The sequence below is a fragment of the Methylobacterium sp. D53M genome, assembly GCF_053345625.1.
In genome coordinates this window covers 34,775-61,688 of record NZ_JBKFAL010000015.1, presented here as the reverse complement: position 1 = coordinate 61,688, position 26,914 = coordinate 34,775, and the positions used below count along the sequence as shown (strand labels likewise).

The 26,914-nt window shown below is 71.8% G+C and carries 24 protein-coding genes; 19 read left to right on the top strand and 5 right to left on the bottom strand.

The genetic code is table 11. The features are described 5' to 3' along the window. Window positions 1-358: 358 nt before the first annotated feature. The 7 genes from ispG (at window position 359) to ACLBYG_RS19825 (ending at window position 8,455) form a co-directional block, all read left to right on the top strand. On the top strand, window positions 359-1,684 hold the full coding sequence (ispG, locus tag ACLBYG_RS19855; RefSeq protein ID WP_026605032.1) for a flavodoxin-dependent (E)-4-hydroxy-3-methylbut-2-enyl-diphosphate synthase: 1,326 nt from the start codon (window positions 359-361) through the stop codon (window positions 1,682-1,684). A gap of 312 nt (window positions 1,685-1,996) precedes the next feature. After that, complete coding sequence (locus ACLBYG_RS19850) at window positions 1,997-4,015, top strand: potassium transporter Kup (protein ID WP_056523636.1); 2,019 nt, start codon at window positions 1,997-1,999, stop codon at window positions 4,013-4,015. A gap of 63 nt (window positions 4,016-4,078) precedes the next feature. Beyond that, window positions 4,079-4,324, top strand: coding sequence for a type II toxin-antitoxin system VapB family antitoxin (locus ACLBYG_RS19845; RefSeq protein WP_447682554.1), 246 nt, complete (start codon window positions 4,079-4,081; stop codon window positions 4,322-4,324). Next, window positions 4,324-4,728 carry a type II toxin-antitoxin system VapC family toxin gene (locus ACLBYG_RS19840; protein ID WP_447682553.1) on the top strand — a complete coding sequence of 135 codons (405 nt, stop codon included), beginning with the start codon at window positions 4,324-4,326 and terminating at the stop codon, window positions 4,726-4,728. The genes ACLBYG_RS19845 and ACLBYG_RS19840 overlap by 1 nt, the downstream gene beginning before the upstream one ends. A 462-nt stretch (window positions 4,729-5,190) precedes the next feature. Beyond that, window positions 5,191-5,670 (top strand): (2Fe-2S)-binding protein, encoded by a 480-nt coding sequence (locus ACLBYG_RS19835; protein ID WP_012320864.1) that lies wholly within the window; start codon window positions 5,191-5,193, stop codon window positions 5,668-5,670. Continuing rightward, window positions 5,667-7,997 (top strand): molybdopterin cofactor-binding domain-containing protein, encoded by a 2,331-nt coding sequence (locus tag ACLBYG_RS19830; protein WP_447682552.1) that lies wholly within the window; start codon window positions 5,667-5,669, stop codon window positions 7,995-7,997. The genes ACLBYG_RS19835 and ACLBYG_RS19830 overlap by 4 nt, the downstream gene beginning before the upstream one ends. Before the next feature lie 74 nt (window positions 7,998-8,071). Continuing rightward, window positions 8,072-8,455 (top strand): hypothetical protein, encoded by a 384-nt coding sequence (locus ACLBYG_RS19825; RefSeq protein WP_020093846.1) that lies wholly within the window; start codon window positions 8,072-8,074, stop codon window positions 8,453-8,455. Between the two features lie 239 nt (window positions 8,456-8,694). On the opposite strand, the gene ACLBYG_RS19820 is transcribed toward ACLBYG_RS19825, so the two are convergent. The 3 genes from ACLBYG_RS19820 to ACLBYG_RS19810 form a co-directional block, all read right to left on the bottom strand. Then, window positions 8,695-9,489 carry a DUF1194 domain-containing protein gene (locus tag ACLBYG_RS19820; protein ID WP_447682600.1) on the bottom strand — a complete coding sequence of 265 codons (795 nt, stop codon included), beginning with the start codon at window positions 9,487-9,489 and terminating at the stop codon, window positions 8,695-8,697. 313 nt (window positions 9,490-9,802) lie between these two features. Further along, window positions 9,803-10,027: a hypothetical protein gene (locus ACLBYG_RS19815; protein ID WP_012320868.1), complete on the bottom strand. Its 225-nt coding sequence runs from the start codon at window positions 10,025-10,027 to the stop codon at window positions 9,803-9,805. 282 nt (window positions 10,028-10,309) lie between these two features. After that, window positions 10,310-11,023: an SIR2 family NAD-dependent protein deacylase gene (locus ACLBYG_RS19810; RefSeq protein WP_447682551.1), complete on the bottom strand. Its 714-nt coding sequence runs from the start codon at window positions 11,021-11,023 to the stop codon at window positions 10,310-10,312. A 120-nt stretch (window positions 11,024-11,143) separates the two neighbouring features. On the opposite strand from ACLBYG_RS19810, the gene ACLBYG_RS19805 reads away from it, so the two are divergent. The 8 genes from ACLBYG_RS19805 (at window position 11,144) to ACLBYG_RS19770 (ending at window position 19,713) form a co-directional block, all read left to right on the top strand. Then, window positions 11,144-11,704, top strand: a complete 561-nt coding sequence (locus ACLBYG_RS19805) for an isochorismatase family protein (protein WP_447682550.1) — start codon at window positions 11,144-11,146, stop codon at window positions 11,702-11,704. Further along, window positions 11,701-12,771, top strand: a complete 1,071-nt coding sequence (locus ACLBYG_RS19800) for a GlxA family transcriptional regulator (protein WP_447682549.1) — start codon at window positions 11,701-11,703, stop codon at window positions 12,769-12,771. The genes ACLBYG_RS19805 and ACLBYG_RS19800 overlap by 4 nt, the downstream gene beginning before the upstream one ends. Window positions 12,772-13,006: 235 nt before the next feature. Then, window positions 13,007-14,434, top strand: coding sequence for a dihydropyrimidinase (gene hydA, locus ACLBYG_RS19795; protein ID WP_447682548.1), 1,428 nt, complete (start codon window positions 13,007-13,009; stop codon window positions 14,432-14,434). 48 nt (window positions 14,435-14,482) lie between these two features. Beyond that, window positions 14,483-15,478: an ABC transporter ATP-binding protein gene (locus ACLBYG_RS19790; protein WP_447682547.1), complete on the top strand. Its 996-nt coding sequence runs from the start codon at window positions 14,483-14,485 to the stop codon at window positions 15,476-15,478. A 17-nt stretch (window positions 15,479-15,495) separates the two neighbouring features. Then, a complete protein-coding gene (locus tag ACLBYG_RS19785) occupies window positions 15,496-16,758 on the top strand; it encodes an ABC transporter substrate-binding protein (protein ID WP_447682546.1) in 1,263 nt (420 codons plus the stop codon). A 259-nt stretch (window positions 16,759-17,017) separates the two neighbouring features. Continuing rightward, entirely contained in the window at window positions 17,018-17,950 is a 933-nt protein-coding gene (locus tag ACLBYG_RS19780) for an ABC transporter permease (protein ID WP_447682545.1), read from the top strand. A gap of 2 nt (window positions 17,951-17,952) precedes the next feature. Continuing rightward, window positions 17,953-18,840 carry an ABC transporter permease gene (locus ACLBYG_RS19775; RefSeq protein WP_447682544.1) on the top strand — a complete coding sequence of 296 codons (888 nt, stop codon included), beginning with the start codon at window positions 17,953-17,955 and terminating at the stop codon, window positions 18,838-18,840. Window positions 18,841-19,029: 189 nt separating this feature from the next. Then, on the top strand, window positions 19,030-19,713 hold the full coding sequence (locus ACLBYG_RS19770; RefSeq protein WP_020093856.1) for a 50S ribosomal protein L25/general stress protein Ctc: 684 nt from the start codon (window positions 19,030-19,032) through the stop codon (window positions 19,711-19,713). A 71-nt stretch (window positions 19,714-19,784) separates the two neighbouring features. Here ACLBYG_RS19770 and pdxH read toward each other — a convergent pair whose 3' ends face one another. Further along, complete coding sequence (pdxH, locus tag ACLBYG_RS19765; protein WP_020093857.1) at window positions 19,785-20,408, bottom strand: pyridoxamine 5'-phosphate oxidase; 624 nt, start codon at window positions 20,406-20,408, stop codon at window positions 19,785-19,787. 92 nt (window positions 20,409-20,500) lie between these two features. Here pdxH and ACLBYG_RS19760 point away from each other — a divergent pair, with 92 nt between their 5' ends. Then, entirely contained in the window at window positions 20,501-21,001 is a 501-nt protein-coding gene (locus tag ACLBYG_RS19760) for an RT0821/Lpp0805 family surface protein (protein WP_447682543.1), read from the top strand. Between the two features lie 52 nt (window positions 21,002-21,053). Here the strand turns inward: ACLBYG_RS19760 and ACLBYG_RS19755 are convergent, their stop codons facing one another. Beyond that, on the bottom strand, window positions 21,054-21,353 hold the full coding sequence (locus ACLBYG_RS19755; RefSeq protein ID WP_020093859.1) for a hypothetical protein: 300 nt from the start codon (window positions 21,351-21,353) through the stop codon (window positions 21,054-21,056). A 343-nt stretch (window positions 21,354-21,696) separates the two neighbouring features. On the opposite strand from ACLBYG_RS19755, the gene ACLBYG_RS19750 reads away from it, so the two are divergent. The 3 genes from ACLBYG_RS19750 (at window position 21,697) to ACLBYG_RS19740 (ending at window position 26,892) form a co-directional block, all read left to right on the top strand. Next, a complete protein-coding gene (locus tag ACLBYG_RS19750; protein ID WP_447682542.1) occupies window positions 21,697-23,313 on the top strand; it encodes a glucosamine inositolphosphorylceramide transferase family protein in 1,617 nt (538 codons plus the stop codon). Between the two features lie 151 nt (window positions 23,314-23,464). Further along, a complete protein-coding gene (locus ACLBYG_RS19745; RefSeq protein ID WP_091681850.1) occupies window positions 23,465-25,438 on the top strand; it encodes a monovalent cation:proton antiporter-2 (CPA2) family protein in 1,974 nt (657 codons plus the stop codon). A gap of 17 nt (window positions 25,439-25,455) precedes the next feature. Then, on the top strand, window positions 25,456-26,892 hold the full coding sequence (locus ACLBYG_RS19740) for an MATE family efflux transporter (RefSeq protein ID WP_447682599.1): 1,437 nt from the start codon (window positions 25,456-25,458) through the stop codon (window positions 26,890-26,892). Window positions 26,893-26,914: the final 22 nt, after the last annotated feature.

Genomic DNA, 26,914 nt, shown 5'->3' with positions numbered 1-26,914 from the left:
TGGGATGCTGCGATGCAGCATCAACCGTGCGACGGGATCGCGGCGGGGTGCCCGCCCCGCGCCGGCACCTGTCCCGGCCCGAGCGAATCGGCAACAGAGTCCGACGAAAACCGGCTGGCGGCGGCGGCGGGTGCCTCCGGGACGTGCAGGAAACTCGACATCCGCGCCCGGATACGACATGACAGCCGCGATGCTGTCCTGCGCGATGCTGCCCCGCGCGGCGCCGGGTTGACGCGGCGCCGGGTCATCCGCAGCTAACCCGCGGCAGCCCCGAAGTTCCGGCGAGGCGTGTCCCCGGGACCGGCCCGGCAGCCGTCACGGCTCCGGCACCCGCGAGGCGCGCCCGCGAAAGTCCACGATGGAAGTCATGGAAGCCACCCGTTCCGAGAACCCCGCCGACAACCCGCTGGCCGGCGGCGGACCGGAGATCGCCGGCCCCGCCCCGCGCCACCGCACCGTCGGCGTCACGGTCGGCGAGGGCGAGGGCGCGGTCACCGTCGGCGGCGGCGCCCCGATCGTCGTCCAGTCGATGACCAACACCGACACGGCCGACATCGATGCCACCGTGGCGCAGGTCGCCCAGCTCGCCCGGGTCGGCTCGGAGCTCGTGCGCATCACGGTCGACCGCGACGAGGCGGCGGCGGCGGTGCCCAAGATCCGCGAGCGCCTCGATCGGATCGGCGTCCACGTGCCGCTGGTGGGCGACTTCCACTACATCGGCCACAAGCTGCTCGCCGACCACCCGGCCTGCGCGGAGGCGCTGGCCAAGTACCGGATCAACCCCGGCAATGTCGGCTTCAAGGACAAGAAGGACACGCAGTTCTCGGCGATCATCGAGCAGGCGATCAAGCACAACAAGACCGTGCGGATCGGCGCCAACTGGGGCTCGCTGGACGGCGAGCTACTCACCCACCTGATGGACGAGAACGCCAAGGCTCCGCGGCCGATCGACGCCCGGGCGGTGATGCGCGAGGCGATGGTTCGCTCGGCGATCAGCTCGGCCGACCGCGCCGTGGAGCTCGGCCTACCGCAGAACAAGATCATCCTCTCGGCCAAGGTCTCGGCGGTGCAGGACCTGATCGCCGTCTACCGCGAGGTGGCGCGCCGCTCGGACTATGCCATCCATCTCGGCCTCACCGAGGCCGGCATGGGCTCGAAGGGTCTCGTGGCCGCCTCGGCCGCCATCGGCGTGCTGCTTCAGGAGGGGATCGGCGACACGATCCGGTACTCGCTGACACCCGAGCCCGGCGGCGACCGGACCGTCGAGGTCAAGGCGAGCCAGGAACTCCTGCAGACCATGGGGTTCCGCACCTTCGTGCCGATGGTGGCGGCCTGCCCGGGCTGCGGCCGCACGACCTCGACCACGTTCCAGGAACTCGCCCGCGACATCCAGAACTGGATCGTCACCTCCATGCCGGAGTGGAAGAAGACCTATCCGGGCGTCGAGGGGCTGAACGTGGCCGTGATGGGCTGCATCGTGAACGGCCCGGGCGAATCGAAGCACGCCGATATCGGCATCTCGCTGCCCGGCACCGGCGAGACCCCGACCGCGCCGGTCTTCATCGACGGCAAGAAGGCGATGACGCTCCGCGGCCCGACGCTGGCCAAGGACTTCGAGACGATCGTGATCGACTACATCGAGCGCCGATTCGGCCAGGGCGGGAACCGCACCGCCGCCGAGTGACGGGCGGGCCGCCGCGCAGGTCCCGCGAGACGGAGACCGCCTCGCCTCCCGCCGTCGCTCCGGGGCGCCGCGCGTCCCGTTGACGTTGGCGGGGCGGCCCGCCGTGCCGAGACCCAGCTCCGCGTTCTTCGCGGGTGCACACGGTTTCCGGGCGCACGAGGGCATGATAGCAAGGCCGCACGATCCCGCGAGCGGTCGGCCCGGTGGCCGGCCCGCACGGTTCGGCGGAGTCTTCGCGTTTTCTGCCCGGCCCCGACTGGCCCCTGAGCCGAACCGCGAAGCGCCGGCCACGCCCGAGCTTCCGACATCCGCATGAGCCAAACCTTCGCACCCGGCGTAGCCCCCCAGCCCGCGCCCGCAGCCCCCGACGCCGCGCGCGCGGCCGCCCAGGCCGCCGACGAGACCGGCGCCCCGGCGCCGACGCACGGGCCGGCCACCGCCGGCAGCCTCGACGCCCCCGAGAAGGCCGAGACCCAGCACGGCCATGCCGGGTTCTGGACGCTGCTGGTCGGCTCCGTCGGCGTCGTCTACGGCGATATCGGCACCAGCCCGCTCTACGCTTTCCGCGAAGCGCTGGTCCCGGCCCGGACCGACGGCATCCTGCTGCCCGAGGAGGTAATCGGCACCGTGTCGCTGATCCTCTGGGCTCTCTTCATGATCGTGACGGTCAAGTACGTCGCGATCCTGCTGCGCATGGACAACAACGGCGAGGGCGGCATCCTCTCGCTGATGGCGCTGGCCCGGAAGGCGCTCGGCGGCTCGCGCATCGTGTTCATGCTGGGGCTGCTCGGCGCCTCGCTGTTCTACGGCGACGCGGTGATCACGCCGGCGATCTCGGTCCTCTCGGCGGTGGAGGGCCTGAAGCTCGTCACGCCCGCCCTCGACGAGTACGTCCTGCCCATCACCGTGGTGATCATCGTCGCGCTGTTCCTCGTGCAGAACCGCGGGACCGGGAAGGTGGCGGCCTTCTTCGGGCCGGTGACCGTCGTGTGGTTCCTCGCCATGGCGCTCGCGGCGCTGCCACACATCACCCTGCACCCGGAAGTGTTCCGCGCGCTCAATCCCTGGCACGCCGTGCACTACCTGCTCGGCCACGGCAGCGGCGCGCTGATTGCCCTGGGGGCGGTGTTCCTGGCGGTGACCGGGGCCGAGGCCCTGTTCGCCGATCTCGGCCATTTCGGCCGCAAGCCGATCCAAGTGGCCTGGATCTGCCTCGTCTTCCCGGCGCTCGCCCTCAACTATCTCGGGCAGGCGGCCCTGGTGCTGGAGAAGCCAGACACGGCCGATCCGTTCTTCCAGCTCGTGCCCGCCTGGGGCCTGCTGCCGATGGTAGTGCTCGCCACGATCGCCACCGTGGTGGCGAGCCAGGCGGTGATCACCGGCGCCTTCTCGCTGTCCCGGCAGGCGATCCAGCTCGGCCTGCTGCCACGGCTGGAGATCCGCCACACCTCCGAGTCGCATGCCGGCCAGATCTACCTGCCGCAGATCAACGCCCTCCTGATGTTCGGCGTCGTGCTGCTCGCCGTGCTGTTCAAGACCTCGTCGTCGCTGGCCTCGGCCTACGGCATCGCGGTGACCGGCACGATGCTGCTCACCGCCTCGCTGACCTTCCTGGTGATGTGGCGTATGTGGAAGTGGTCGCCCGTGGCGGCCGCGGCCGTGATGCTGCCCTTCATCGTCCTCGAGTTCCTGTTCCTGCTCTCCAACCTGATCAAGGTCGTGGAGGGCGGCTACGTACCCCTGCTGCTCGCGGGCGGCCTCATCATCCTGATGTGGACCTGGGTGCGCGGGGTGACGATCCTGTTCAACAAGACCCGCAAGACCGACGTGCCGCTGGTCGAGCTGGTCGGCATGCTGGAGAAGAGCCCGCCCCACCACGTGCGCGGCACCGCGGTGTTCCTGACGAGCGATCCCGAGATCGCCCCGGCGGCGCTCCTGCACAACCTCAAGCACAACAAGGTGCTGCACGAGAAGAACGTGATCCTCACCGTCGAGACGGTGGACACGCCGCGCTCGAACGAGGCCGACAAGGTGCGGATCGAGCCGGTGGGCCCGCATTTCTACAAGGTCGTGATGAAGTTCGGCTACATGGAGACGCCGAACATCCCGAAGACGCTGGTGCTGCTGCGCCGCCAGGGCTTCAAGTTCGACATCATGGCGACGTCGTTCTTCCTGTCGCGCCGCTCGATCCGGCCGGCGGCGCATTCGGGCATGCCGCTCTGGCAGGACCGGATCTTCATCACCCTCGCCAAGAACGCCAACGACGCGACGGACTTCTTCCAGATCCCGACCGGGCGCGTGGTGGAGGTCGGGACGCAGGTGACGGTCTGAGGGCCGCACGCTGGTGTAGATCGGCGGAAGAGCTTATCTACATCGTGCCCGAGGGCCGACCGCATGCCGATCAACGTCAACAATCCCGAGGCCGACGCGCTGACACGCCGGTTCGCCGCCCTGGCGGGAGTCGGCATCACCGAGGCGATCGTCATCGCCATGCGCGAGGCGATCGAGCGCCGCCACCGGGAGGAGTCCCCGCGGGAGACCGCCGCACGGGTGCGTCAGAAGCACGGGGTCGCGCTCAGCGAGACCGCCCGCGTGCCTCTCGCGCGGGACGCGTATGACGCGATGTGGGAAAGCGTCTGATGTTCGTGGATGCGTCCGCGATCGTGGCCCTGCTCGCCGACGAGCCCGAGGCCGAGCGGATCTCCACGGCGCTCGCCTCGGCACGCCAGTGCAGAACGTCGCCCGTTGCCGTCCTCGAACCGGTGCTGGCCCTCGCGCGGCCCGACAAGTTCGACATGACGGTCGAGGCGGTCGGGCCGATCGTCCTCGAATTTCTCGAAGCCAGGGGCATCGAGATCTGCGACCTGCCGCCGGCCATCGAGACGACGGCGCTCGCCCTGTCGGCCGCGCATCGATACCGGGCCGGCCGCCACGGCCTCAACCTCGGCGATTGTCTCCACTACGCGGCGGCACGGTTCTACCGCACGCCGATCCTGGCCACGGCCGACGAGTTCCGCAGGACGGATCTGGAGACCGTGCCGTGACGGTCTGCGACCGACGTGCCTCGATTGCTACCAGAATGGGTCAGTGCCAGGGGATCTGAGTTGGACGCGAAACGCCGTCCTCGCGAGCGAAACGACTGAGGATCGACACGCTATGTCGGGGCGTAACGATGCGTTCGCACTTCGAACCAACCGCGGCCACGGCGCGCGGCTGACCGGAACGCCGGCCTGAATCGACTGGCCCGCGTCTCCGCATCGATGGTCGCCCATGTGCGCCGCCGCACGCGGCATGCCCGGGGCGCAGAGGCTCGGGGATGACCGGCCGCGTCCCCGCGTTGCGCCGACCCCGCCGCGTGCCTTAGAATATTTATTATTCTGAGCTTGAGCGTTCGCCCCGCGGCCTGTCCGCACCGGGGAACGTGAGCCGGCTAAGCCGGCCGAGGCCCCCGGCCCGGCTCGGACCCGACTGATCGCCGCTCCGGCGCCGCCAGACAGGACGCAACGATGATCAAACTCACCGTGAACGGGGCTGCGCGCAGCTTCGACGGCGACCCCGACATGCCGCTGCTGTGGTACCTGCGGGACGAGCTCGGGCTCACCGGCACCAAGTTCGGCTGCGGCGTGTCGCTCTGCGGGGCCTGCACCATCCATCTCGGCGGCGCGGCAACCCGCGCCTGCATCACCCCGGTCTCGGCGGCCGCCGGCCAGGAGGTCGTGACCATCGAGGGTCTGTCGCCGGACGGCAACCATCCCGTGCAGGTGGCGTGGCGCGACCAGAACGTCGCCCAGTGCGGCTTCTGCCAATGCGGCCAGATTATGCAGGCGGCCGCCCTCCTCAAGGACACGCCGAAGCCCACCGACGACGACATCGACACCACGATGAGCGGCAACATCTGCCGCTGCGGCACCTACCCGCGCATCCGCGCCGCGATCCATCAGGCCGCCGGCCAGCCGGCGCCCGCCAGCAAGGGAGAGCGCCTGTGATCCACGACGCCAAGCTCACCGCTGAGCGCGCCGCCGGCACCAGGCCGGCCCTCGACAATGTCAGCCGCCGCGGCATCCTCGGCGGTGCCGGCGCCCTGGTGCTGGCCCTCTCGCTCCGCCCCGCTCGGGCCGACGAGACCCAGACCCAGGAGCAGAAGGAGCAGAAATTCGGCGCCGACGGCATGCCGCACGGCTGGCGCGACGACCCGAAGGTCTTCGTCGCGATCGCGCCGGACGGCACCGTCACCGTGACCAACCACCGCTCCGACATGGGCCAGGGCATCCGCACTTCGGTGGCCTTCACGGTCGCCGACGAGCTGGAGGCCGACTGGTCGAAGGTGAAGGTGGTCCAGGCCTGGGGCGACGAGACCCGCTTCGGCAACCAGGACACGGACGGTTCGCGCTCGACCCGCCACTTCTTCCAGCACTTCCGGCACGCCGGCGCCGCCGCGCGGCTGATGCTGATCCAGGCGGCGGCCAAGCAGTGGGGCGTGCCGGCCTCCGAGGTGACCGCCGTCAACCACACGCTGACCCACGCCAAGTCGGGCCGCACCCTCGGCTACGGCGCGGTCGCAAAGGCCGCCGCCGAGCTGCCGGTGCCCACCGACGTCAAGCTGAAGGATCCCAAGGACTTCCGCTACATCGGCACCGGCAAGATCGGTCTGATCGACAACTTCGACATCACCACCGGCAAGGCCGTCTACGGCCTCGACACCAAGCTCGACGGGATGCTGTACGCGGTCGTCGCGCGCCCGGCCGTCTACGGCGGCAAGGTGAAGTCCTTCGACGACAGCGAGGCCAAGAAGGTCCCGGGCGTCGTGAAGATCTTCAAGATCGACGCCACCCCGATCCCCTCGGAGTTCATGCCGCTCGGCGGCGTCGCCGTGGTGGCCAAGAACACCTGGGCAGCCCTGAAGGCCCGGGACGCGCTCAAGATCACCTGGGACGACGGCCCGAACGCCGGCTACGATACCGACGCGTTCCGCAAGGAGCTGGAGGCCGCCGCGCGCAAGCCCGGCAAGGTCGTGCGCACGCAGGGCGACGTCGACGGCGCCTTGGCCAAGGCCAAGACCAAGGTCCAGGCCGAGTACTTCGTGCCCCACCTCGCCCAGGCCCCCATGGAGCCCCCGGCGGCGGTGGCCCGGGTGAAGGACGGGTTTTGCGAGGCCTGGGCCTGCGTCCAGGGTCCGCAGGCCGCCAACGACCGCCTGATGAAGGCGCTCAAGCTGCCCGACGACAAGGTCAAGGTGAACGTCACGCTGCTCGGCGGCGGGTTCGGGCGCAAGTCGAAGCCCGATTACGTGGTCGAGGCGGCGCTCTGCTCGCAGGCCGTCGACGGCGCGCCGGTGAAGCTGGCCTGGACCCGCGAGGACGACCTCCACCACGGCTTCTACCACACGATCTCGGTGGAGCGGCTGGAGGCCGGCCTCGACGACAAGGGCATGCCGGTGGCGTGGCTGCACCGCTCGGTGGCGCCGACGATCGGCTCGATCTTCGCGCCCGACCCGAAGCACGAGCTGCCGTTCGAGCTCGGGATGGGGCTGGTCAACACGCCGCTCGACATCCCGAACATGCGGCTGGAGAACCCCGAGGCCGCCGCGCATGCCCGCATCGGCTGGTTCCGCTCGGTGTCGAATATCCCGCACGCCTTCGCGATCCAGTCCTTCGTGTCGGAGCTGGCGCACGCCGCCGGCCGCGAGCCGAAGGAGTACCTGCTCGCGCTCATCGGACCCGATCGCAAGATCAGCCCGACCGAGATCGGTGACGTCTGGAACTACGGCGAGGACCCGAAGCGCTACCCGATCGAGACCGGCCGCCTGCGCGGCGTGATCGAGGCGGCCGCCAAGGGCGCGGGCTGGGGTCGCCAGATGCCCAAGGGCACCGGCCTCGGCATCGCCGGCCACTACAGCTTCGTCACCTACACGGCGGTGGCGGCCGAGGTGGAGGTCGACGACAAGGGCCAGGTCCAGGTGAAGGCGATCGACATCGCGGTCGATTGCGGCCCGCAGGTGAACCCGGAGCGCATCCGCTCGCAGATGGAGGGCGCTGTGGTCATGGGGATGGGGCTCGCCCTCACCTCCGAGATCACCTTCAAGCAGGGCCGGGCGGTCCAGAACAACTTCGACGGCTACGAGGTCCTCCGGATCGACGCCGCCCCGAAGGCGGTCCGCGTGCACTTGGTGCCGACCGGCCGCTGGGACGGTCCGCTCGGCGGCGTCGGCGAGCCCGGCGTGCCGCCGGTGGCGCCGGCCATCGCCAACGCGATCTTCGCGGCCACCGGCCGGCGGGTCCGGCAATTGCCGATCCGCGATCAGCTGAGCGCCTGAACCGTCACCCGTCGCGAGGCGTTGGGGCCGTGGGGAAACCCGCGGCCCCATTCTCTTGGAAAGTACTCGACCCGATGATGCGTCCCGCCCTGACGGCCTGCCTGACCCTGATCCTGACGGCGGCCCCCGCCCTCGCCTCGCCCTGCGGCGACCGGATCGAGGGCGTCTCCAAGCGGGTCCAGTCCGAGCTGACCCAGTCGATCTCCGCCTCGACCAGCGGCCAGGGTAACGCCGCCAAGCGCGGCGGCGAGGGTGTCACCGGGACGGAGGGCCAGCGGGCGAACGAGTCGCCGCAGGCGCCGCCGGAGAAGTCGGCCCAGGCCGGCCAGGGCGCAGACGCCGCCCAGCAGGCGAAGGTCGCCCTGGAAGAGGCGCGCACGGCGGATCAGAAGGGCGACGCGCAGGCGTGCGAGGCGGCGCTCACCCGCGCCGAGCAGCAGCTGAAGAAGGCACCCTGAGGGGCTGATACGCTTTCCGGTTATCCGCTTCTGCCCCACCGTCTTTCCGAGCGGCGCGAAGCAACCCAGGGTCACGCCAAGCCTTCCGAGGTCGCGCCGCCCTGGGTCGCTTCGCTCATGATGACGGAGCGCGTAATACCCCAGCCTCCGTCAGGTCCGAGCCGGTCCGTCACGGTTGGCTCAGGACCGGCCGCGAGGGCGATTCGATCCGCGTGATCGTACGTCCGGGGAGAGCCCCGTCACCGCCCCAGCGCGCTGATCTCGATCACGAATTTCCGCCGCAGCGCCCGCGAGAAGTCGCCGTAGCCGGCGGCCGCCAGCAGGAACGCCCCCGGGCCGCCGATGACGTGCGCGCGGTACCATTGCTCCAGGCCCGTGCGCGCCTGCGGCAGCGGCGTCGGGAGCAGGCCGTAGCCGGGCGCCCGGTAGGCCCCGGCCCCGACCACGTCGTTCTCGCCCGGTACCAGGATCGGCAGGCCGTTGACCGTCGCGCCGGTGTCGAGCAGCGACCGGTGCGCCTCCGCGAGGCTATCGGCGTCGGTGCAGTTGTCGATCCCGTCGCCGGAGACGTCGACCACCACGCGCTCGGCCGGGACCGGGAGCGCCGGGAGCACGGCGGCGGTCACGGTGCGAAACATCTGGCCGAGGCAGGTGAATTCGCCCGCCTGGCGCGGCGTCGCCCGCACCAGGGCCGCGGCCGCCGTCGCGTCGGCCCGGCCGGCGATCCGCCGCCAGCCGACCGCGAGGGTCGCCCGGTCCGCCCAGGTGACCATCGCGAACAGGATCCCGCCCGGATTGCCGGTGATCGCGCCGAGGACCGACGGATCCTCCAGGGCCTCGGCGATGCCCTCCATCTGCAGCCGGAAGCGCGCGTCGTCGACGGATTGCGAGACGTCTACGGAGACGATGAGCGCGGTGGCGACGCTCTCGGGCGCGGCCTGAACGGGCTCGGGTGTGGCGGGCGCGAGCCCGAGGAGCAGGAGGCCGGCGCCCCGCAGCACGCCGCGGCGGATCCGTCGCGAACCCGTCCGCATCATCGGCCTCGGCGCTCCCGGAAGGCGCGGCCCTGCGGCCGTCGCGCATCCGTTAGGCCACGTTTCGGCGTCGCGCGAAACCGGCCTTTCGGGGGGCCCGCCGCGCGGACCCACCCGTCGGACCGACGCGCCGCGGGGCAGGCCCGGATGCGCGTCGGCAGGGTGTGGTTCGGGCGCGAAGCCCGGCCCCGGTGAGGAAGGTTCGCTCCGGCGGCGGTGGCCCGCTCATCTCGGAGGTTGCCCGTCCTCCGGCCCCGTCCCTGGGCCGGCTGCGGGGTCGTCGAGGGCGGCCTCGGCCGCCCCGGAAGCTGCCTCAGGCCGCCGCGGCGGCGAGGGCGTGCGGGTTGCCGTTCAGGCCGGCGCAGAGATCGTCGATCTCGGCGAGGTCCAGCGCCTCGCCGGCCCGGCCGGCGATGGTGTCGATCAGGTGATCCTGACGGGGGTCGAACGGATGACCCTGCATCCGGTAGAACTGGTAATAGCGCAGTGCCGCCAGGACGGTGTCACGCTCGCGGTCGGTTACGGTGAAGTGCTGCATGGGTAGTTGCTTCCCCTTGTGGCTTCAACGAACGCTCGGGTAGGCCGCGACGCCGATCCCGAGCTTGACTGTTGTAACCCGTGGGCAACTGCCCGACCAGTTCTTGACAGCTCGCGCCGATGTGATTCGCGTCATTTAAGATTTTGATCCTGACCCGGTCCGGCGGATCACGGGCTGAGAAACCCCGTTCGCACAACAGGTTGGCGAGCCCGACGGCGAACGCTGCGTGGTCGGCCCCGTCTGCGGCCGGTCCCGAATCCCCGCCGTCGGCCGGTCGCCCCGCTAGAGGCCGAGCTCGTCGAGGTAGCGCGGCAGCGCGACGCTCGCCGGCCCGTAGCGGGTCGCGTCGAAGGCGTCGGCGTTGTCGGACGGCTCCAGGTTGACCTCGCAGGTCGGGATGCCGAGGGCCTGGGCCTGCCGCACGTAGCCGGCCGCCGGGTAGACCGCCCCCGACGTGCCCACGGCCACGAACAGGTCGGCCTCGGAGAGCGCCGCCTCGATCGCGTCGCGGTGCATCGGCATCTCGCCGAACCAGACCACGTCCGGCCGCATCCGGCCCGGAGTGCTGCAGGTGGGGCAGCTGTCCGCCCGGCTCAGATCGGCGCGCCACGGGGTGACCGCGCCGCAGGCGCAGCAGCGCGCCTTGAGCAGCTCGCCGTGCATGTGGGTGACCGCCCGCGAGCCGGCCCGCTCGTGCAGGTCGTCGACGTTCTGGGTGCACAGGAACAGCCGCCCGCCCCGGTCGGCGATCCGCGCCTCGGACCGCGCCAGAGCGAAGTGCGCGGCGTTCGGCTCGGCCGCGACCACGCCGCGGCGGCGATGGTCGTAGAAGTCGAGCACCGTGTCGGGATCGGCCGCGTAGGCCTCCGGTGTGGCGAGCTTCATCGGGTCGAACCGCGCCCAGATCCCGCCGCGGTCGCGGAACGTGCCGAGCCCGCTCTCGGCCGAGACGCCGGCCCCGGTGAGCACGAAGATCGTCTTGGGATGGTCGCTCACGCGCGGCTCCTGTTCGCCCGAGAATGGCCGGATATGTCCGCTCGTTGGCGGTGCGGTTTCTTTCCCGCCGGGTCCCGCCGGTGAATGCTGCGGCTCGCTTCACCGAGCGGGAGACACGAAATGTCCGATGTTGCGCTGCTGGTCATCGATGTCCAGGAATCCTTCCGGCACAGGCCCTTCTGGAACGACGCCGATGTCCCGCCCTTCACCGCGCGCCTGCAGGCGCTCATCGACGGCGCCGCCGCGCGGCGGATCCCGGTCCTGCAGGTGTTCCACGTGGCCGAGAGCGGCCCGTTCGCCATTGCCTCCGGCCACGTCCGTACCCTCGCGCCGGTCGTGATCGCGCCGACGGCCACCTTCCACAAGCGCCGGCACAGCGCCCTGGTCGATAGCGGCCTGTCGGGCTGGCTGACGCAGCACGGCATCCGCCGGCTGATCGTGTCGGGCATCCGGACCGAGCAGTGCTGCGAGACCACGGCCCGCCACGCCTCCGACAGCGGCTGGCAGGTCGACTACGTGACGGAGGCCACCCTGACCTTCGCCATGACCCACCCGGACGGCCGCCGCTTCGGCGCGGACGAGATCAAGGCCCGCACCGAGGTGGTGTTGACCGACCGGTTCGCCCGGATCGCCACCGTGGACCAGGCGCTGGCCGGCCCGGACCTGCCGGTCGCCGCGTGAGCGGGGCGGCGCGGCACATCCCGGTCCTCGTGGTCCTGCCACCGCGCGCGCTGCTGCTCGACCTCGCCGGCCCGCTGGAGGTGCTGCGGATCGCCGGCACCGTCCAGGACCGGGTCGGCTTCGCGGTGGCGTACGCGGCACCGCGGGCGCTCACCCGCTGCTCGATCGGGCTCGACCTGGGCGGTGCCGGACCGTTGCCGGAGACGGTGGCGGACGGGACGGTCGTGCTCCTGCCGGGCTCCGCCACGCAGGTGCTCGGCGACGGGCCGGCCGGAGCGCCCGACGCCAACGCGGAGGCCGAGATCGTCGCGTGGCTGCGCGGCGCGGTCCGGCCGGGCCACATCGTGGCGACCGTCTGCGAGGGCGCGCTGCTCGCGGCTCGGGCCGGGCTCCTCGACGGCTACGTCTGCACCACCCACCATGCCAGCTGCGACCGGCTGAGGGCGGCGGCCCCCGAGGCCCGAGTCCTGGACAACCGCCTGTTCGTGCAGGACCGCGACCGGTTCAGCAGCGCCGGCGTCACGGCCGGCATCGACCTGATGCTGCACCTCGTGGCGGAGTGGGCGGGCCCGGCGACGGCGGTCGCCGTCGCGCGGACGCTCGTCGTGTACATGCGGCGCGGGCCCGACGATCCCCAGCTCTCGCCCTGGCTCGAGGGGCGCAACCACCTGCACCCGGCGGTCCACCGGGCCCAGGACGCGATCGCCGCCGACCCGGCCCGGGACTGGTCGCCGGCGCTGCTCGGCCGGGTCGCGGGCGCGAGCCCGCGCAACCTCGCGCGGCTGTTCCGGCTCCACGCCGGCATGACCGTGACGGACGCGGTCAACCGGTCCCGCGTCGCGCTGGCCCGGGATCTGATCGCGCAGAGCGACCTCGGCCTGGAGCGGGTCGCCGAGCGCGCAGGCTTCGGCTCCGCCCGGCACATGCGCCGCGTCTGGCGGCAGTTCCACGCGGCGGCGCCGTCGCGCCTGCGTGCCGGACCCGCGGACGGGGCGTCCGCGCCGGTCCGCCCGAGGCACCCCGCGAGACACCCGTCCTTGCGAGCGGAGCGAAGCAATCCAGGGTAGCGCTCCGCTTTCCGGCGTCGCGCGCCCCTGGGTCACTTCGCTGCGCTCGTGATGACGGGAGAGCGACGACGGCCGAAGGCTTCGGCTGGAACCGCGTGCGTCAGGCCGTGCCGCTCGCGGCCCGCTGGACCCGAACAGCGGCCTGTGACCTCCTGCGGTGCCGACCGCGTCCGCCCGAATCGGCGCGGACCGTGCATCGGCCCGGCGCGCCCGCTGGCGCGGAGGAGTGAGCGGCATGCCTGAATTCGACCTTGCCATCCGGGGCGGCACGGTGGTCACGGCGAGCGACACGGTCCGGGCCGATATCGGCGTGCGCGGCGGGCGGATCGTCGCGGTGGCCGAGGGTATCGCCGACGCCGCCCGGGTGATCGACGCCTCCGGCCTGCTGGTCCTGCCGGGCGGCATCGACAGCCACGTCCACATCGCCCAGGATTCCGGCCCCGGCATCGTCATGGCCGACGATTTCGCCAGCGCCACCCGGGCGGCGGCGGCCGGCGGCACCACCTGCGTGATGCCCTTCGCGCTCCAGCCCCGGGGCGCCTCGCTGCGCGGCGCCGTCGACGCCTACCGGGCCAGCGCCGAGGGCCAGTGCCACGTCGACGTGGCGATCCACATGATCATCTCGGACCCGACCGAGGCGGTGCTCGGCCAGGAGCTGCCGGCTCTGGTGGCCGACGGCTACACCTCGTTCAAGGTCTTCATGACCTACGACGACCTCGTGCTGAACGACCGCCAGCTCCTCGACGTGTTCCACGTCGCGCGGCGGCAGGGCGCCCGGGTCATGGTCCACGCCGAGGGCTACGACGCGATCCGCTACCTCAGCGAGCGACTGGAGCGGGCGGGCGAGACCCGGCCCTACGGCCACGCCCTGTCGCGTCCCGAGATCGTCGAGCGGGAGGCGGCCCACCGGGCGATCAGCCACGCGGAGCTGATCGACCTGCCGATCGTCATCGTCCACGTCTCGGGCCGCGAGGCCACCGAGCAGATCGCCTGGGCGCAGGCGCGGGGCCTGAAGATCCGGGCCGAGACCTGCCCGCAATACCTCACCCTCACGGCCGAGGACATGAAGGGGCTCGGCCAGGAGGATCTCATGGCGGGGGCGAAGTACGTTTGCTCGCCGCCGACGCGGGACGTCGAGAGCCAGGAGGCGGTGTGGTCGGGCATCCGGCGCGGGATCTTCGACGTGGTCTCGTCCGACCATTGCCCGTTCCGCTACGACGACCCGCAGGGCAAGCTGAACCCGCGGGGTAAGACCTCCTTCCGCTGGATCCCGAACGGCATCCCCGGCATCGAGACGCGCCTGCCGGTGTTCTTCTCGGAGGGCGTCTCGAAGGGGCGCATCAGCCTCAATCAGTTCGTCGCGCTCACCGCCACGAACCACGCCAGGCTGTACGGGCTCTACCCGCGCAAAGGCTCGATCGCCCCGGGCTTCGACGCCGACCTGACCCTGTGGGATCCGAACCGGCGCGAGACCATCCGCCAGGCGAACCTGCACCACGGCTCCGACTACACGCCCTGGGAGGGGTTCGACGTCACCGGCTGGCCGGTGGTGACCATCGCGGGCGGCCAGGTGATCGCCGAGGATGGCCGGGTCCTGTCCGAGCCGGGCCGCGGGCGGGTGCTCGACCGGGCCGTCGATCCGGCCGAGCGGCGGGACGCCTGACGGCCGCGCTGGCCCGCCGCTTGCCTGCAGCTCCCGGGGGAGAACCGCATGGACGTCGAGCTGATCGGCCTGACCAAGCGCTACGGCGCGGCCATTGCGGTCGACCGCATCGACCTGAAGGTGCCGTCCGGCGCCTATTGCTGCCTGCTCGGCCCCTCCGGCTGCGGCAAGACCACGACGCTCCGGATGATCGGCGGGCACGAGCGCGCCAGCGCGGGCGACGTGGTGATCGGCCCGAAGGCGGTGGGCGACGCCGCCCCGGCCGAGCGCGGCACCGCCATGATGTTCCAGAGCTACGCGCTGTTCCCGCATCTCGACGCGCGCGACAACGTCGCCTTCAGCCTCAAGATGCGCGGGATCGGCAAGGCGGAGCGCCGGACCAAGGCGATGGCCATGCTCGACCTCGTGCAGATGGGCCACCTCGCCGGGCGCCTGCCGGCCCAGCTCTCGGGCGGCCAGCAGCAGCGCGTGGCCCTCGCCCGCGCCCTCGTCACCGGCCCGAAGGTGCTGCTGCTCGACGAGCCGCTCTCGGCCCTCGACCCGTTCCTGCGGGTGCGGATGCGGGTGGAGCTGAAGCGGATCCAGACCGAGCTGGGGCTCACCTTCATCCACGTCACCCACAGCCAGGAGGAGGCGATGGCGCTCTCCGACCTCGTGGTCGTGATGAATGCCGGCCGGATCGAGCAGGCCGCCGACCCGCGCACCGTGTTCGAGCGTCCGGCCACCGCCTTCGTGGCCCGGTTCATCGGCGGCCACAACGTGATCCGGCTGCCGGAGGGTCTCGTCGCCGTGCGGGCCGACCGGATGCGGCTCGGCGCCGAGGCCGGCCCCGGCGCGCTGCCGGCCCGGGTGGTAGCGGTCGAGTACCAGGGCACCAGCGTCCATGTCGGCCTCGACGCCGACGGGCTGGAGCGCGCGCCCGAGAGCCCCGCCGCCCTCACGGCGATCCTCAGCGACGCGGCGTTCGCGGCCCGCCCGCTCCGCCTCGGCGACACGATCCCGGTCGGCTGGGACGTTTCCGCCGCCCACCGCCTCGACGCCTGACAGCCCCGGAGACGACCATGGACCTGCCACAGAAGCCGAGCCGGCGCACGCTCCTGAAGGGGGCCGCCGCGCTCGCCGCGACGCCGGTGACCGGCTTCCCGGCGGTCCACGCCGCCGAGCCCGTCACCCTGCGCTACCTCGGCACCGCGGTGAATCAGTCCGCCGACATCGCCCGGAAGGTGAAGGAGGATCTCGGCCTCACCATCGAGTACATCCCCGTGGTCACCGACGAGGTGACCAAGCGCGCGGTCACCCAGCCGAACTCCTTCGACCTGATCGACACCGAGTATTTCAGCCTCAAGAAGATCCTGCCCGCCGGCAACCTGCAGGGCATGGACGCCAAGCGGATCAAGCTTGCCGACAAGATCTCTTCCGTTTTCACGAAGGGGGAAGTGGCGGGCAAGAAGATCGGCGACCAGGGCACGGCGCCCAAGAAGGTCTTCTACCTGGAGGGCATCGACTCCAAAAAATTTGCCGGCGAACAGACCCAGTGGATCTCGCTGATCCCCACCGTCTACAACGCCGACACGCTGGGCATCCGGCCGGACCTGATCAAGGTGCCCGTCACGAGCTGGAAGGAACTCCTGAACCCGGCCTTCAAGGGCAAGGCCTCGATCCTCAACATCCCGTCGATCGGCATCATGGACGCCGCCATGGTGGTGGAGGCGACCGGCGACTACACCTACGGCGACAAGGGCAACATGACGAAGCCCGAGATCGACCGCACCATCAAGGTGCTGATCGAGGCCAAGCGCGCCGGCCAGTTCCGCGCCTTCTGGCAGGACTTCAACGAATCCGTGAACCTGATGGCCTCGGGCGAGACGGTGATCCAGTCGATGTGGTCGCCCGCCGTCACCAAGGTGCGGGCGCAGGGCGTGGCCTGCACCTACCAGCCGCTGAAGGAGGGCTACCGGGCCTGGGCCTCGGGCTTCGGCATCCCCAAGACCCTGAGCGGCCGGAAGCTCGACGCGGCCTACGACTTCATCAACTGGTTCCTGTCCGGCTGGGCCGGGGCTTACCTCAACCGGCAGGGCTACTACTCGGCGGTGCTGGAGACCGCCCAGGCGAGCATGCAGCCCTACGAGTGGGCCTTCTGGATGGAGGGGAAGCCCGCCGAGAAGGACATCCTCGGCCCCGACGGCACCCTGATCGAGAAGGCCGGCGCCACCCGCGACGGCGGCTCCTTCGACGCGCGGATGGGCGCGGTCGCCTGCTGGAACGCCGTGATGGACGAGAACACCTACATGGTGCGCAAGTGGAACGAGTTCATCGCCGCGTGAGCGCGGCGGGCGCCCGCTGCAAGCGACCGAAGAGTCCCATCCTGCGCGGCCACGCGGCGGCTGGATGGAACGCGGGTCCCCTCTCCCGTGCGGGAGAGGGACAGAGTGAGGGATGCGACCTCTCCGGAAAGCCCCTGTCCCTCACCCCAACCCTCTCCCGCACGGGAGAGGGGGCGCGTCGCGCCTTGCGGGAACCGATACGTGCGCATCGCACCCCACTGAGGAGATGGGACGCATCAGCACGCGTGGGGCGGACCCGATGACCGATCTCGCCCTGCCCGCCGCGGCCGCTGCGAACACCGCAGCGCCCGCCGTCGCGGCGCGCCCGCGCGGCCGCGCCCTCGCCTACCTCCAGGCCGCGCCGCTGGCCCTCGTCTTCCTGATCTTCCTGGTGGTGCCGCTGGTGCTCACCGGGATCGTCTCGCTCTGGGAATACAACGAGTACGAGATCATCCCGGCGCTCACCCTGCAGAACTACGCCGACGTGTTCGACGGCTGCCTGTCGGCCGACCTCTGCACGACCGTGCGCACCTACCTGTCGACGGTGAAGTTCGTCGTGCTGACGCTGGCGATCACGCTGCCGCTGGGCTTCGCCATCGCGTACTTCCTGGCCTTCCACATCCGCTCCGGCACGGTGCGGATGGGCCTGTTCCTGCTCTGCACGATCCCGTTCTGGACCTCGAACGTGATCCGCATGATCTCGTGGATCCCGCTGCTCGGCCGCAACGGCCTCGTCAACGACACGCTCCGCACCCTCGGGCTGATCCGGCAGCCGATCGACGGCCTGCTCTATTCCGACTTCGCGGTGGTTCTGGCCTTCGTGCACCTCGACACGGTGTTCATGATCGTGCCGATTTTCAACAGCCTCGCGCGCATCGACCGGCGGCTGATCGAGGCGGCGCGCGACGGCGGCGCGTCGGGCGCGCAGATCCTCTGGAACGTGATCCTGCCGCTCGCCAAGCCCGGCATCGCCATCGGCACCATCTTCGTGACGACCCTGGTGATGGGCGACTTCGTCACCGTGGGCGTGATGGGCGGCCAGCAGATCGCCAGCGTCGGCAAGGTGATCCAGGTGCAGATGTCCTACCTGCAATTCCCGGCCGCCGCTGCCAACGCCGTGGTGCTGCTCGCCGCCGTGCTGCTGATGATCCTGGGGCTCACCCGGATGATCGACCTCCGGCGGGAATTGTAGCGATGGACCAGCCCCGTGGCCGCGCCTTCTACCTGCTGGCGGCGGTCTTCGCCCTCTACGTCCTGTTCCTCTACGGCCCGACTCTGACGATCCTGGCGCTGAGCTTCCAGGGGCCATCCGGTGGCCTGACCTTCCCGATGAACGGCGTCTCGACCCATTGGTTCGCCAAGCTGTGGGAAGGCGTCGGCGTGGTCGACATCTGGGCGGCGCTCCGGCGCTCCCTGGCCCTCGGCCTCGTGGTGATGGCGCTCACCGTGGGAATCGCGTTCTACGCGGGCCTCGCCTTCCGGAAGGGGTTTCGCGGGGCCGGCCTCGTCTTCGCCCTGGCGGTCTCGAGCCTGATCGTGCCCTCGATCGTGGTCTCGCTGGGCATCGGCCTGGAGTTCCGGCTCCTCGACGACGCCGTGAAGGCGCTCGCCGCCGCCACCGGCTGGGGGTTCCTGCAAGATCACGGCACGCTCATGGGCCTCTACACCTCGGCGCTGGGCGCGCATCTCACCTGGACCCTGCCCTTCGGCCTGCTGATCATGTTCGCGGTGTTCAACCGGTTCGACCCGGCCTACGAGGAGGCCGCCCGCGACCTGGGCGCCAGCGGCCCGCAGACGCTCCGGCACGTGGTGGTGCCGATCCTCGCGCCCGCGCTCGTCGGCGTCGCGCTGTTCGGCTTCACCCTGTCGTTCGACGAGCTCGCCCGCACCAGCCAGGCGATCGGCGGCCGCAACACCCTGCCGCTGGAGTTGCAGGGCCTGACCACCACGGTGACGACGCCGGAGATCTACGCCCTCGGCACGGTCACCACGGCCGTCTCGGCGCTGGTGATCGGGACCGCGCTCGGCCTAACCCTGTGGCTGCAGAAGCGCCGGGCGCGGCGGGCGCTGGCGGGCCTGTGATCGATGCCGGACGGTCGGGCCGCCCCGGGTCGGCGGCGCCGCCGCATTGCCAATCCACCCCCGCCCGTGTATGCGCACGGCGCGCCCCCGAGACACCCTTGGAGGCAGGGGCGCGCCGGGAAGGATGTGGCCGTCCGCCAGGGGCGGCCTTTTCGTTTTCCGGCTCCAGCAATCGTAAAGGATCACGCCATGAGCGCTGTGAAGACGCTTGAGGCCGTGGCACGCGACCGGGTCGGCAAGGGGGCCGCCCGGGCCGTTCGTCGCCAGGGCCAAGTTCCCGCCGTCATCTACGGGGGTGGCCAGCCGCCGCAATCCATCGCGGTCGACCTCATCCGCACCCGCACCCTGATCTACGCCGGCGGCTTCAAGACCACGCTGTTCGAGATCAACGCCGGCGGCAAGAAGGTCCGCGCGATCCCGCGCGACTTCCAGCTCGACCCGGTGACCGGCGTGCCGCTGCACGTCGACTTCCTGCGCGTCGTCTCGGGCCAGACCGTCACGGTCGAGGTGCCGGTGCACTTCGTCAACGAGGACGCGGCCCCCGGCATCAAGAAGCTCGGCGGCACCCTCAACATCGTGGCCCACACGCTGAGCCTCGACGTCGCCCCCGACCAGATCCCGGACGCGATCGAGGTCGATCTGACCGGCCGCGCGATCGGCGACGTCATCCACGTCTCCGACATCAAGATCCCGGCCGGCACCTACACCGGCGAGCAGACCGACCCGGTGGCCAACATCGTGCCGCCGACCGTGCTGGGTGCCGAGGTGGAGGCCGAGGAGGCCGCCATCGCCGAGGCGCAGTCGGCCGAGGCCGCCGAGGAGAAGGCCGAGGAGTCCGCCGAGGACGAGAAGAAGGACGGCGAGGAGGCCTGAGCCTCAGCGCCACCCGTCACGCGACGCGAGAGCCCCGGCCCTGCCGGGGCTCTCTGCGTTTCGGCTTGATGTCAGGGATAGAGCCGCGCCCGGCTCCAGCCCGCGCCCGTCCGGGTGAAGCGGACCCGGTCGTGCAGGCGGAAATCGCCGTTCTGCCAGAACTCGACGCTCACCGGCGCGATCCGGAATCCGGTCCAGTGCTCCGGCCGGGGGATCGGCCCGTCGCCGTACCGCTCGGACAGCTCCGCCACCGCGTTCATCAGCGTGGCGCGGTCGGCCAGCGGGCGGGATTGCTGGCTGGCGATCGCCCCGAGCCGGCTCTCGCGGCGGCGGCTCTGGAAATACGCGTCGGCCTCCGCGGCCGTGACCGGCGTGATCGGCCCGCGGGCCCGCACCTGCCGGCGCAGGCTCTTCCAGTGCAGCACCAGGGCCGCCTGGGGGTTCTGCGCCAGCTCCTCCCCCTTGGTGGACTGCGTGTTGGTGTAGAAGACGAAGCCTCGGGCGTCGAAGTCCTTCAGCAGGACCATTCGCACATCCGGCAGCCCGTCCGATCCGGCGGTGGCGAGCGCCATCGCGTTCGCGTCCTCGGGTTCGGAGGCCTCGGCCTCCTTCATCCAGGCCGCGAACAGCCCGACGGGGTCCTCGCTCAGCGTGAAGTCCGCGCTCTTCGGGTCATCGGTCCTTAACTGATCCACGCCAAGACTCCTGCCAGCCGCGTCCAGGGCCTGAGGGGGCACCGACATCGGCATGTTCGGTCGAGCGAATAGCCCGTCGTGAGTCAGGTGTAATGCGGGGATGCGCGTGTAAAGGGCCAAGCCGGCGGTCGCGCATCTGCGCGTCCGTGTCGGTGGTGTCGATGGCGATGGCGATGGCCCTGTGCGGCTGCAGCCAGCCCCTGCTGGTCTTCCGGGGCGATCCGCCGGCGGCGCCGCCGCGCGTCGTCGAGGAGCCGACCGTCACCGGCAGCATCGAGAAGCGGCCTGTGAGCTTCGGGGACGACCTCGCCGAGGAGGATTGGCGCCGGGCGCGGGCCGCCCTCGGCGTCGCCCTGGATCCGCAGGGCAACGGGCGGCCGGTCAAGTGGGACAACCCGGAGACCGGGCTTCACGGGTCGGTCAACCCGACCGGGCTCCCGTACGTGTCGGACGAGCTGATCTGCCGCAACTTCCTGGCATCGGTGATCGCGCCGACCCGCAGCCGCTTCGTCCGCGGCACCGGCTGCAAGCTCTCGGGCGGTCCGTGGACGCTCAAGCGCGTCCGGGCCGCGAGCGGCGTCGGACGCTCCTGAACGACGAGGCCGTCGCGCGACGGCCTCCGCGGATCGCCTCAGGCAGATCGCCTCAGTAGGGGTACCCGTAATACGGCCGCACGCGCAGGCGCGGCTGCGCGGCCGGCGGCGCCGCGTAGCGGGCCGCGGCCTCCGGATCGTAGGTCCGGATGTAGGGGTCGAGGGCCGGGTCGCGGTAATTGCCGTTGTTGACCCCGGCCGAGCGGTCGTTGCCGCTCAGCGCCGCGTAGGGCGAGAGGCCGCTCCCGCTGTCGCCGCCGCCACCGCCGCCACCGCCCCAGGCGAAGGCCGTTCCCGGAATGGCGGCGAGGAGCATCGCCGCGAGGGGCATCGTCAGCGTCTTGCGCGTCATGTCCTGTCTCCGCACCACGTCCTTGACTGGCGAACGGTCCAGCTGAAGGTGGGGTTCCCCTCGGCGAACCGCTACCGCCTCGCGACACTGTATCACGACCCGCCAACACGCGTTTATTTGATGGACGGCGTTTCGATTTTTTCGGTTCATCGTCCAGAAATCGTCCCGCACGTTAAGCTTGAACCTGTAGACAGCCACGCGGCCGTGCTTGATCGTGGCGCGGCGTAACAGCATTCGAGCCTGGCTCGACCGTATCGAGGGTCGAGGCCGGGCGCATCTTGGGTCTGGCCGCCGTGAGCGTCGATACGAGATCCGGCACGCGGGGCGCGGGGCTGACCGGCTGATGGAGCGGGTGATCGGAGGCACGGACCGGCCGTCGGCGACCGGTGGCCGGGCTCCCGCCCGGACGGAGCCGTCGCCCTCCGGGACGCGCGCCCGCACCCGGACCATCGTCGTGCGGCTCGACCGCCGGTCCCTGCGCGGCTGGCACATCCGGCTCCTCGACCAGCTCGGGCAGCGGCCCGACCATCGGATCCGCGTCGCCTGGGTCGAGCACGCGGAGGGCCTGCCGCCGAACGCGGAGCTCCTGTTCCGCCTGGAGGCCGCCATCCACGGCCTGCCGCGGCCGGGTCTGGCGACCGCGGCGGAGCCGGTGGCCCTCGCCCCCTACGAGGCGAGCCCCGACGGCGCGGAGCCCGTCGGGAGCGCCGCCGACCTCGTCCTCGACCTCTCGGACAGCCCCGCGGATCCGGGCCCGGCGCCGGCCTGGCGGCTCGATTACGACGGGATGCCGGGCGAGGCCGGCCTCCTCGCCGCCCTGTTCGCCCACGGGGCGCCGGTGGCGGCCCTGCGCGGGCCGGACGGCGCGCCGGTGGCGGTCGGCCGCCTCGGCACGGAATCGCACACGGTGATGCTCACGGCCTTCGAGGGCTACCTCGCGCGGACCATCACGCTGATCCTCGCCGCCCTGGACGGCGCCGCCTCGACGGCGCTCCCCGACGGCGCCGGAGCACCCCTGCGGCCCGCGGCCGCCTACGACCTCGGCGGCCTGGGCGCACGCCGCCGGGCCGCCGGGGGGCTGGCCCGCCAGATCGCCCGCCGGCTCTACGCCCTCTGCTTCCACGGCCCGCACTGGCGGGTGGGCTGGCGGCGGATCTTTGGCCCCGACCTGATCGACCTGCGCCGGCATCCCGAGGGCGGCTGGCAGGTCCTTCCCGACGACGGGCGCCGCTTCTACGCCGACCCCTTCGCGATCGCCCGGGACGGCGCCGTGACCCTGTTCGTGGAGGAATTCGACTACCGCCGCGGCAAGGGCGTGATCGCCGCGGTGGATTTCGGGGAGAACGGGCCCCGCGGCCGCCCGGAGCCGGTGCTCGAGCTCGAGACCCACCTCTCCTACCCGTTCGTGTTCGAGGCGGACGGGCAGGTCTGGATGATCCCGGAATCCCACGCCTCCGGGACGATCGACCTCTACCGGGCCACCGACTTCCCGCGCGGCTGGGTCCACGAGGCGGTGCTCCTCGACGGGGTCGTGGCCGGGGACGCGACCCTGCTGCAGCACGGGGGTCGCTGGTGGATGTTCGCCACGGTGCGGGCCGGCGGCGGCAGCTACTCCGACACGCTCCATCTCTGGCACGCGCCGCATTTCCGCGGGCCCTGGACGCCGCACCGGCACAACCCGGTGCTGATCGATATCGGCTCAGCCCGGGCCGCGGGCCCGATCGTGGCGCGCGACGGCGGCCTGATCCGGCCCGTCCAGGATTGCCGCCAGGGTTACGGCGCGGCGCTCGGCCTCGCCCGGATCCTCCGCCTCGACGAGGAGGCCTACGCGCAGCGGGTCGAGACGCGCCTTTGCCCGGGCGCGGCCTGGCCGGGCACGCGCCTGCACATGCTGAGCGCCGCCGGCGGCTTCGAGTTCATCGACGGATCGCACCGGGCGCGCCCCCGCCTGCTGGGCTGAGCGCGGCTCCTGGGCCGAGCCGGGGCCGAACGGCTCCGCGCGGGCCCGTCGGTGCCGAACGGCACCCGCTTACGGCTCGCATCCCGGCCCCGTGCGCGCTAAGCGGGGGCTCCAGCCGCGCCGATCCAGCAGAACCGCCGGGACGATCACCATGGCGAGCCCCGTCGAACATGCGAGCTTCCTGCCGCCGGTCCTGACCTTCCTCACGGCGGCCGTGATCGGCGTGCCGATCTTCCGGCTGATCGGGCAGAGCGCCGTGCTCGGCTACCTCGTGGCCGGCGTGCTGATCGGGCCCTCCGGCCTGTCGCTGATCGCCGAGCCCGACACGGCCGCGAGCGTCGCCGAGATTGGCGTGGTGCTCCTGCTCTTCATCGTCGGGCTGGAGCTGCACCTGTCGCAGCTCGTCTCGATGCGCCGCGACATCTTCGGCCTCGGCGCCGCGCAGCTCGTCGTCTGCGCGCTCGTGCTCGGCGGCGCCGGCCTCGTGGCTGGCCTCAGCTTCGGCGCCGCCGCGGTGATCGGCCTCGCGCTCGCCCTCTCGGCCACCGCGGTGGCCCTGCAGCTCCTGGAGGAGCGGGGCGATCTCGGCAGTGCTTACGGCGCGCGCGCCTTCGCGGTCCTGCTGTTCCAGGACCTGTCGGTGGTCGGCATCCTGGCGCTGATGCCGCTGCTGGCCTCGGCCGGGGAGGCGACCGACGTGTCCTGGCTCGGGGAGGCCGCGGTCTCCACCGGCAAGGCGCTCGCGGCGATCCTCGCGGTGGTGCTGGTCGGCCGCTACGGCCTGAACCCGTTCTTCCGGCTGCTCGCGGCGAGCGGCGCCCGGGAGGTGATGACCGCCGCGGCGCTCCTGGTGGTGCTCGGCACCGCGCTGCTCATGGAGCAGGTCGGCCTGTCGATGGCGATGGGCGCGTTCCTCGCCGGCATCCTGCTCGCCGAGTCGAACTTCCGCCACCAGCTGGAGGCCGACATCGAGCCGTTCCGCGGCATGCTGCTCGGCCTGTTCTTCATGAGCGTCGGCATGTCGATCGACGGCGCGCTCGTGCGCGAGGTCTGGCCGGCCCTGTTCGGCGCGACCCTGGCGGCGATCCTGGTCAAGGTCGCCATCGTGGCCGGCCTGTTCCGGCTGTTCGGCTCGGACACCCTCGGGGCCCTGCGGGGGGCCGCGGTCCTGGCGCCCGCGGGCGAGTTCGCCTTCGTGCTGCTGCCGCAGGCCCAGGATCTCGGCCTCACCGGCGTCACGGCGACGCGCTTCGCGGTGGCGCTCGCCGCGCTGACCATGCTGATCGGCCCCATCGCCGCCAAGGGTCTCGACAAGCTGATCGAGCGGCGCAACGCGCGCAGTACCTTCGCGCTGGAGGAACCCTCCACCGAGCTGTCCGAGAGCGGCGACGCGCGGGTGCTGGTGATCGGCTTCGGCCGGTTCGGGCAGGTGCTGACGCACGTGCTGATGGCCGAGGGCATCCCGGTCACGGTGATCGACAAGGACGTGGAGCAGTTGCGCGCCGCCTCGCGCTTCGGCTTCCGCATCTACTACGGCGACGGCACGCGCCTCGACGTGCTCCGCGCCGCCGGGATCGGGCGGGTCGAGCTGGTCTGCATCTGCGTCGACGACCGGGAGGGCGCCCTCAAGATCGTCGACATCGTCCACGAGGAATTCTCGAGCGTGCGGACCTTCGTGCGGGCCTACGACCGCCTGCACGCGGTGGAGCTGATGAACCGGGACGTCGACTACCAGATCCGCGAGACCGCAGAATCCGCCCTCGCCTTCGGGCGGGCCGCCCTGGAGGGGCTCGGCCTGTCGCCGGAGGCCGCCACGGCCCGGACCGACGACGTGCGCAAGCGCGACATCGCGCGGCTGGTCCTGCAGCAGGCGGGCGCCCTGCCGGACGGGTCCAGCTGGATGCGCGGCGCCGCGGCCGGGCTGAAGCCCGAGCCGCTGACCGCCCCGGTCCGGCCGGCCCGGGCGCTCAGCACCGAGACCCGCGACCTCGTGGGTAGCGACCGGCGCGAGGCCGCCGAGCGGCTCCTGGAGAAGCCCGCCCTGGCCCCGCAGGAGACGGAGGCCGCCGAGGAGTCCGATCCGGAGGCCGAGCTCGAGGCGGAAGGCAGTGCCCGGGATGCGTGACGGGCGGGATGTCTGACATGTCCGACGGGCCGCCCCCGGCGGAGGCGGGCCGCTTCGTCACCGGCTCGATCCTCCGCCACGTCGTGGTGATGGCGGCCACCGGCTCGGTGGGGCTGATGGCGATCTTCGTCGTCGATCTCCTGTCGCTGCTCTACGTCTCGACGCTGGGCGACCCGAACCTCACGGCGGCGGTCGGCTTCGCCGGCATCGTCCAGTTCTTCGCCACGGCGGTGAATATTGGCCTGATGATCGCGGCCGGCGCCCTGGTCGGGAAGGCCGTCGGCGCGCGCGACCGCGCGGCGGCGCGGCGCCTCGCGACCTCGGCGCTGGTCCTCGGCAGCCTCGTGGCCGCCCTCATCGCGGGGCTGATCGCGCTGCTGGCCGGCCCGCTCCTGACCCTGATCGGCGCGCAGGGCGAGGCGCTGCGGGTGGCCGTCCTGTTCCTCTACATCACCCTGCCGTCGAACCTTCTGCTCGCCGCCGGCATGCTGTTCACCGGGCTGCTGCGCGCAGTCGGCGAGGCGCGGCAGGCGATGTCGGTCACCCTGGCCGGTGCCGTGATCACCGCGCTCCTCGATCCGCTGCTGATCTTCGGGGCCGGCCTCGGCGTCACGGGCGCGGCGATCACGGTCTGCGCGGCGCGCGCGACCTTCGTGGCGGTGGGCGTCCGCGGCGTCGCCCGGCACGGCCTCCTGGGCCGGCCGCGCCTGTCCGATCTGCCGGCCGACGCGGCCGCCCTGGCGGGTATCGCGGGCCCGGCCGTGCTCACGAACCTCGCCCCCTCGGTGGCGAGCGCCTTCCTGGCGCGTCTGTTCGCCGGCTACGGAGCGGACGCGGTCGCGGCCGCGTCGGTGATCGACCGGCTGACGCCGGTGGCCTTCGGCGGCCTGTTCGCGCTGTCGGGGGCGATCGGCCCGATCCTGGCGCAGAACTGGGGCGCGGGCCTGTTCGACCGGATGCGCGGCGTGCTCGGCGCGGCGATCCGGGTGACTCTGGCCTACTGCGCCGCGGTCTGGCTCCTCCTGGCGCTGGCTCGGGGATGGCTCGCCGGCCTGTTCGGCCTGCAGGGGGTCGCGGCCGAGCTGTTCGGCTTCTTCTGCCTCGTCGGCGGCGCGATCTGGTTCTTCAACGGGCTCCTGTTCCTCGGCAACGCCGCCTTCAACAATCTCGGCTTCCCGCTGCGCTCGACGCTGCTGAACTGGGGCCGGGCGACGCTCGGGACGATCCCGCCGGCCATGCTCGGCGCGGCACTCTACGGCCCCCGCGGGGTGGTGGCCGGGATGGGGGTCGGCTCCCTGGTCTTCGGCGCGCTCGGCATCCTGCTCGCCCGCCGCACGGTCGACCGGCTGGAGGGGGTCGGCCCGCGCCGGCCGGAGCCGGACGTCGCCGCCGAGGCGCCCCACCGGGCGGCGCCGCTGCCGCCGGGCCACGCCCATCCCGAGCCGTTGAGCTGAGACGGCGGCGCGGAGGCACAAG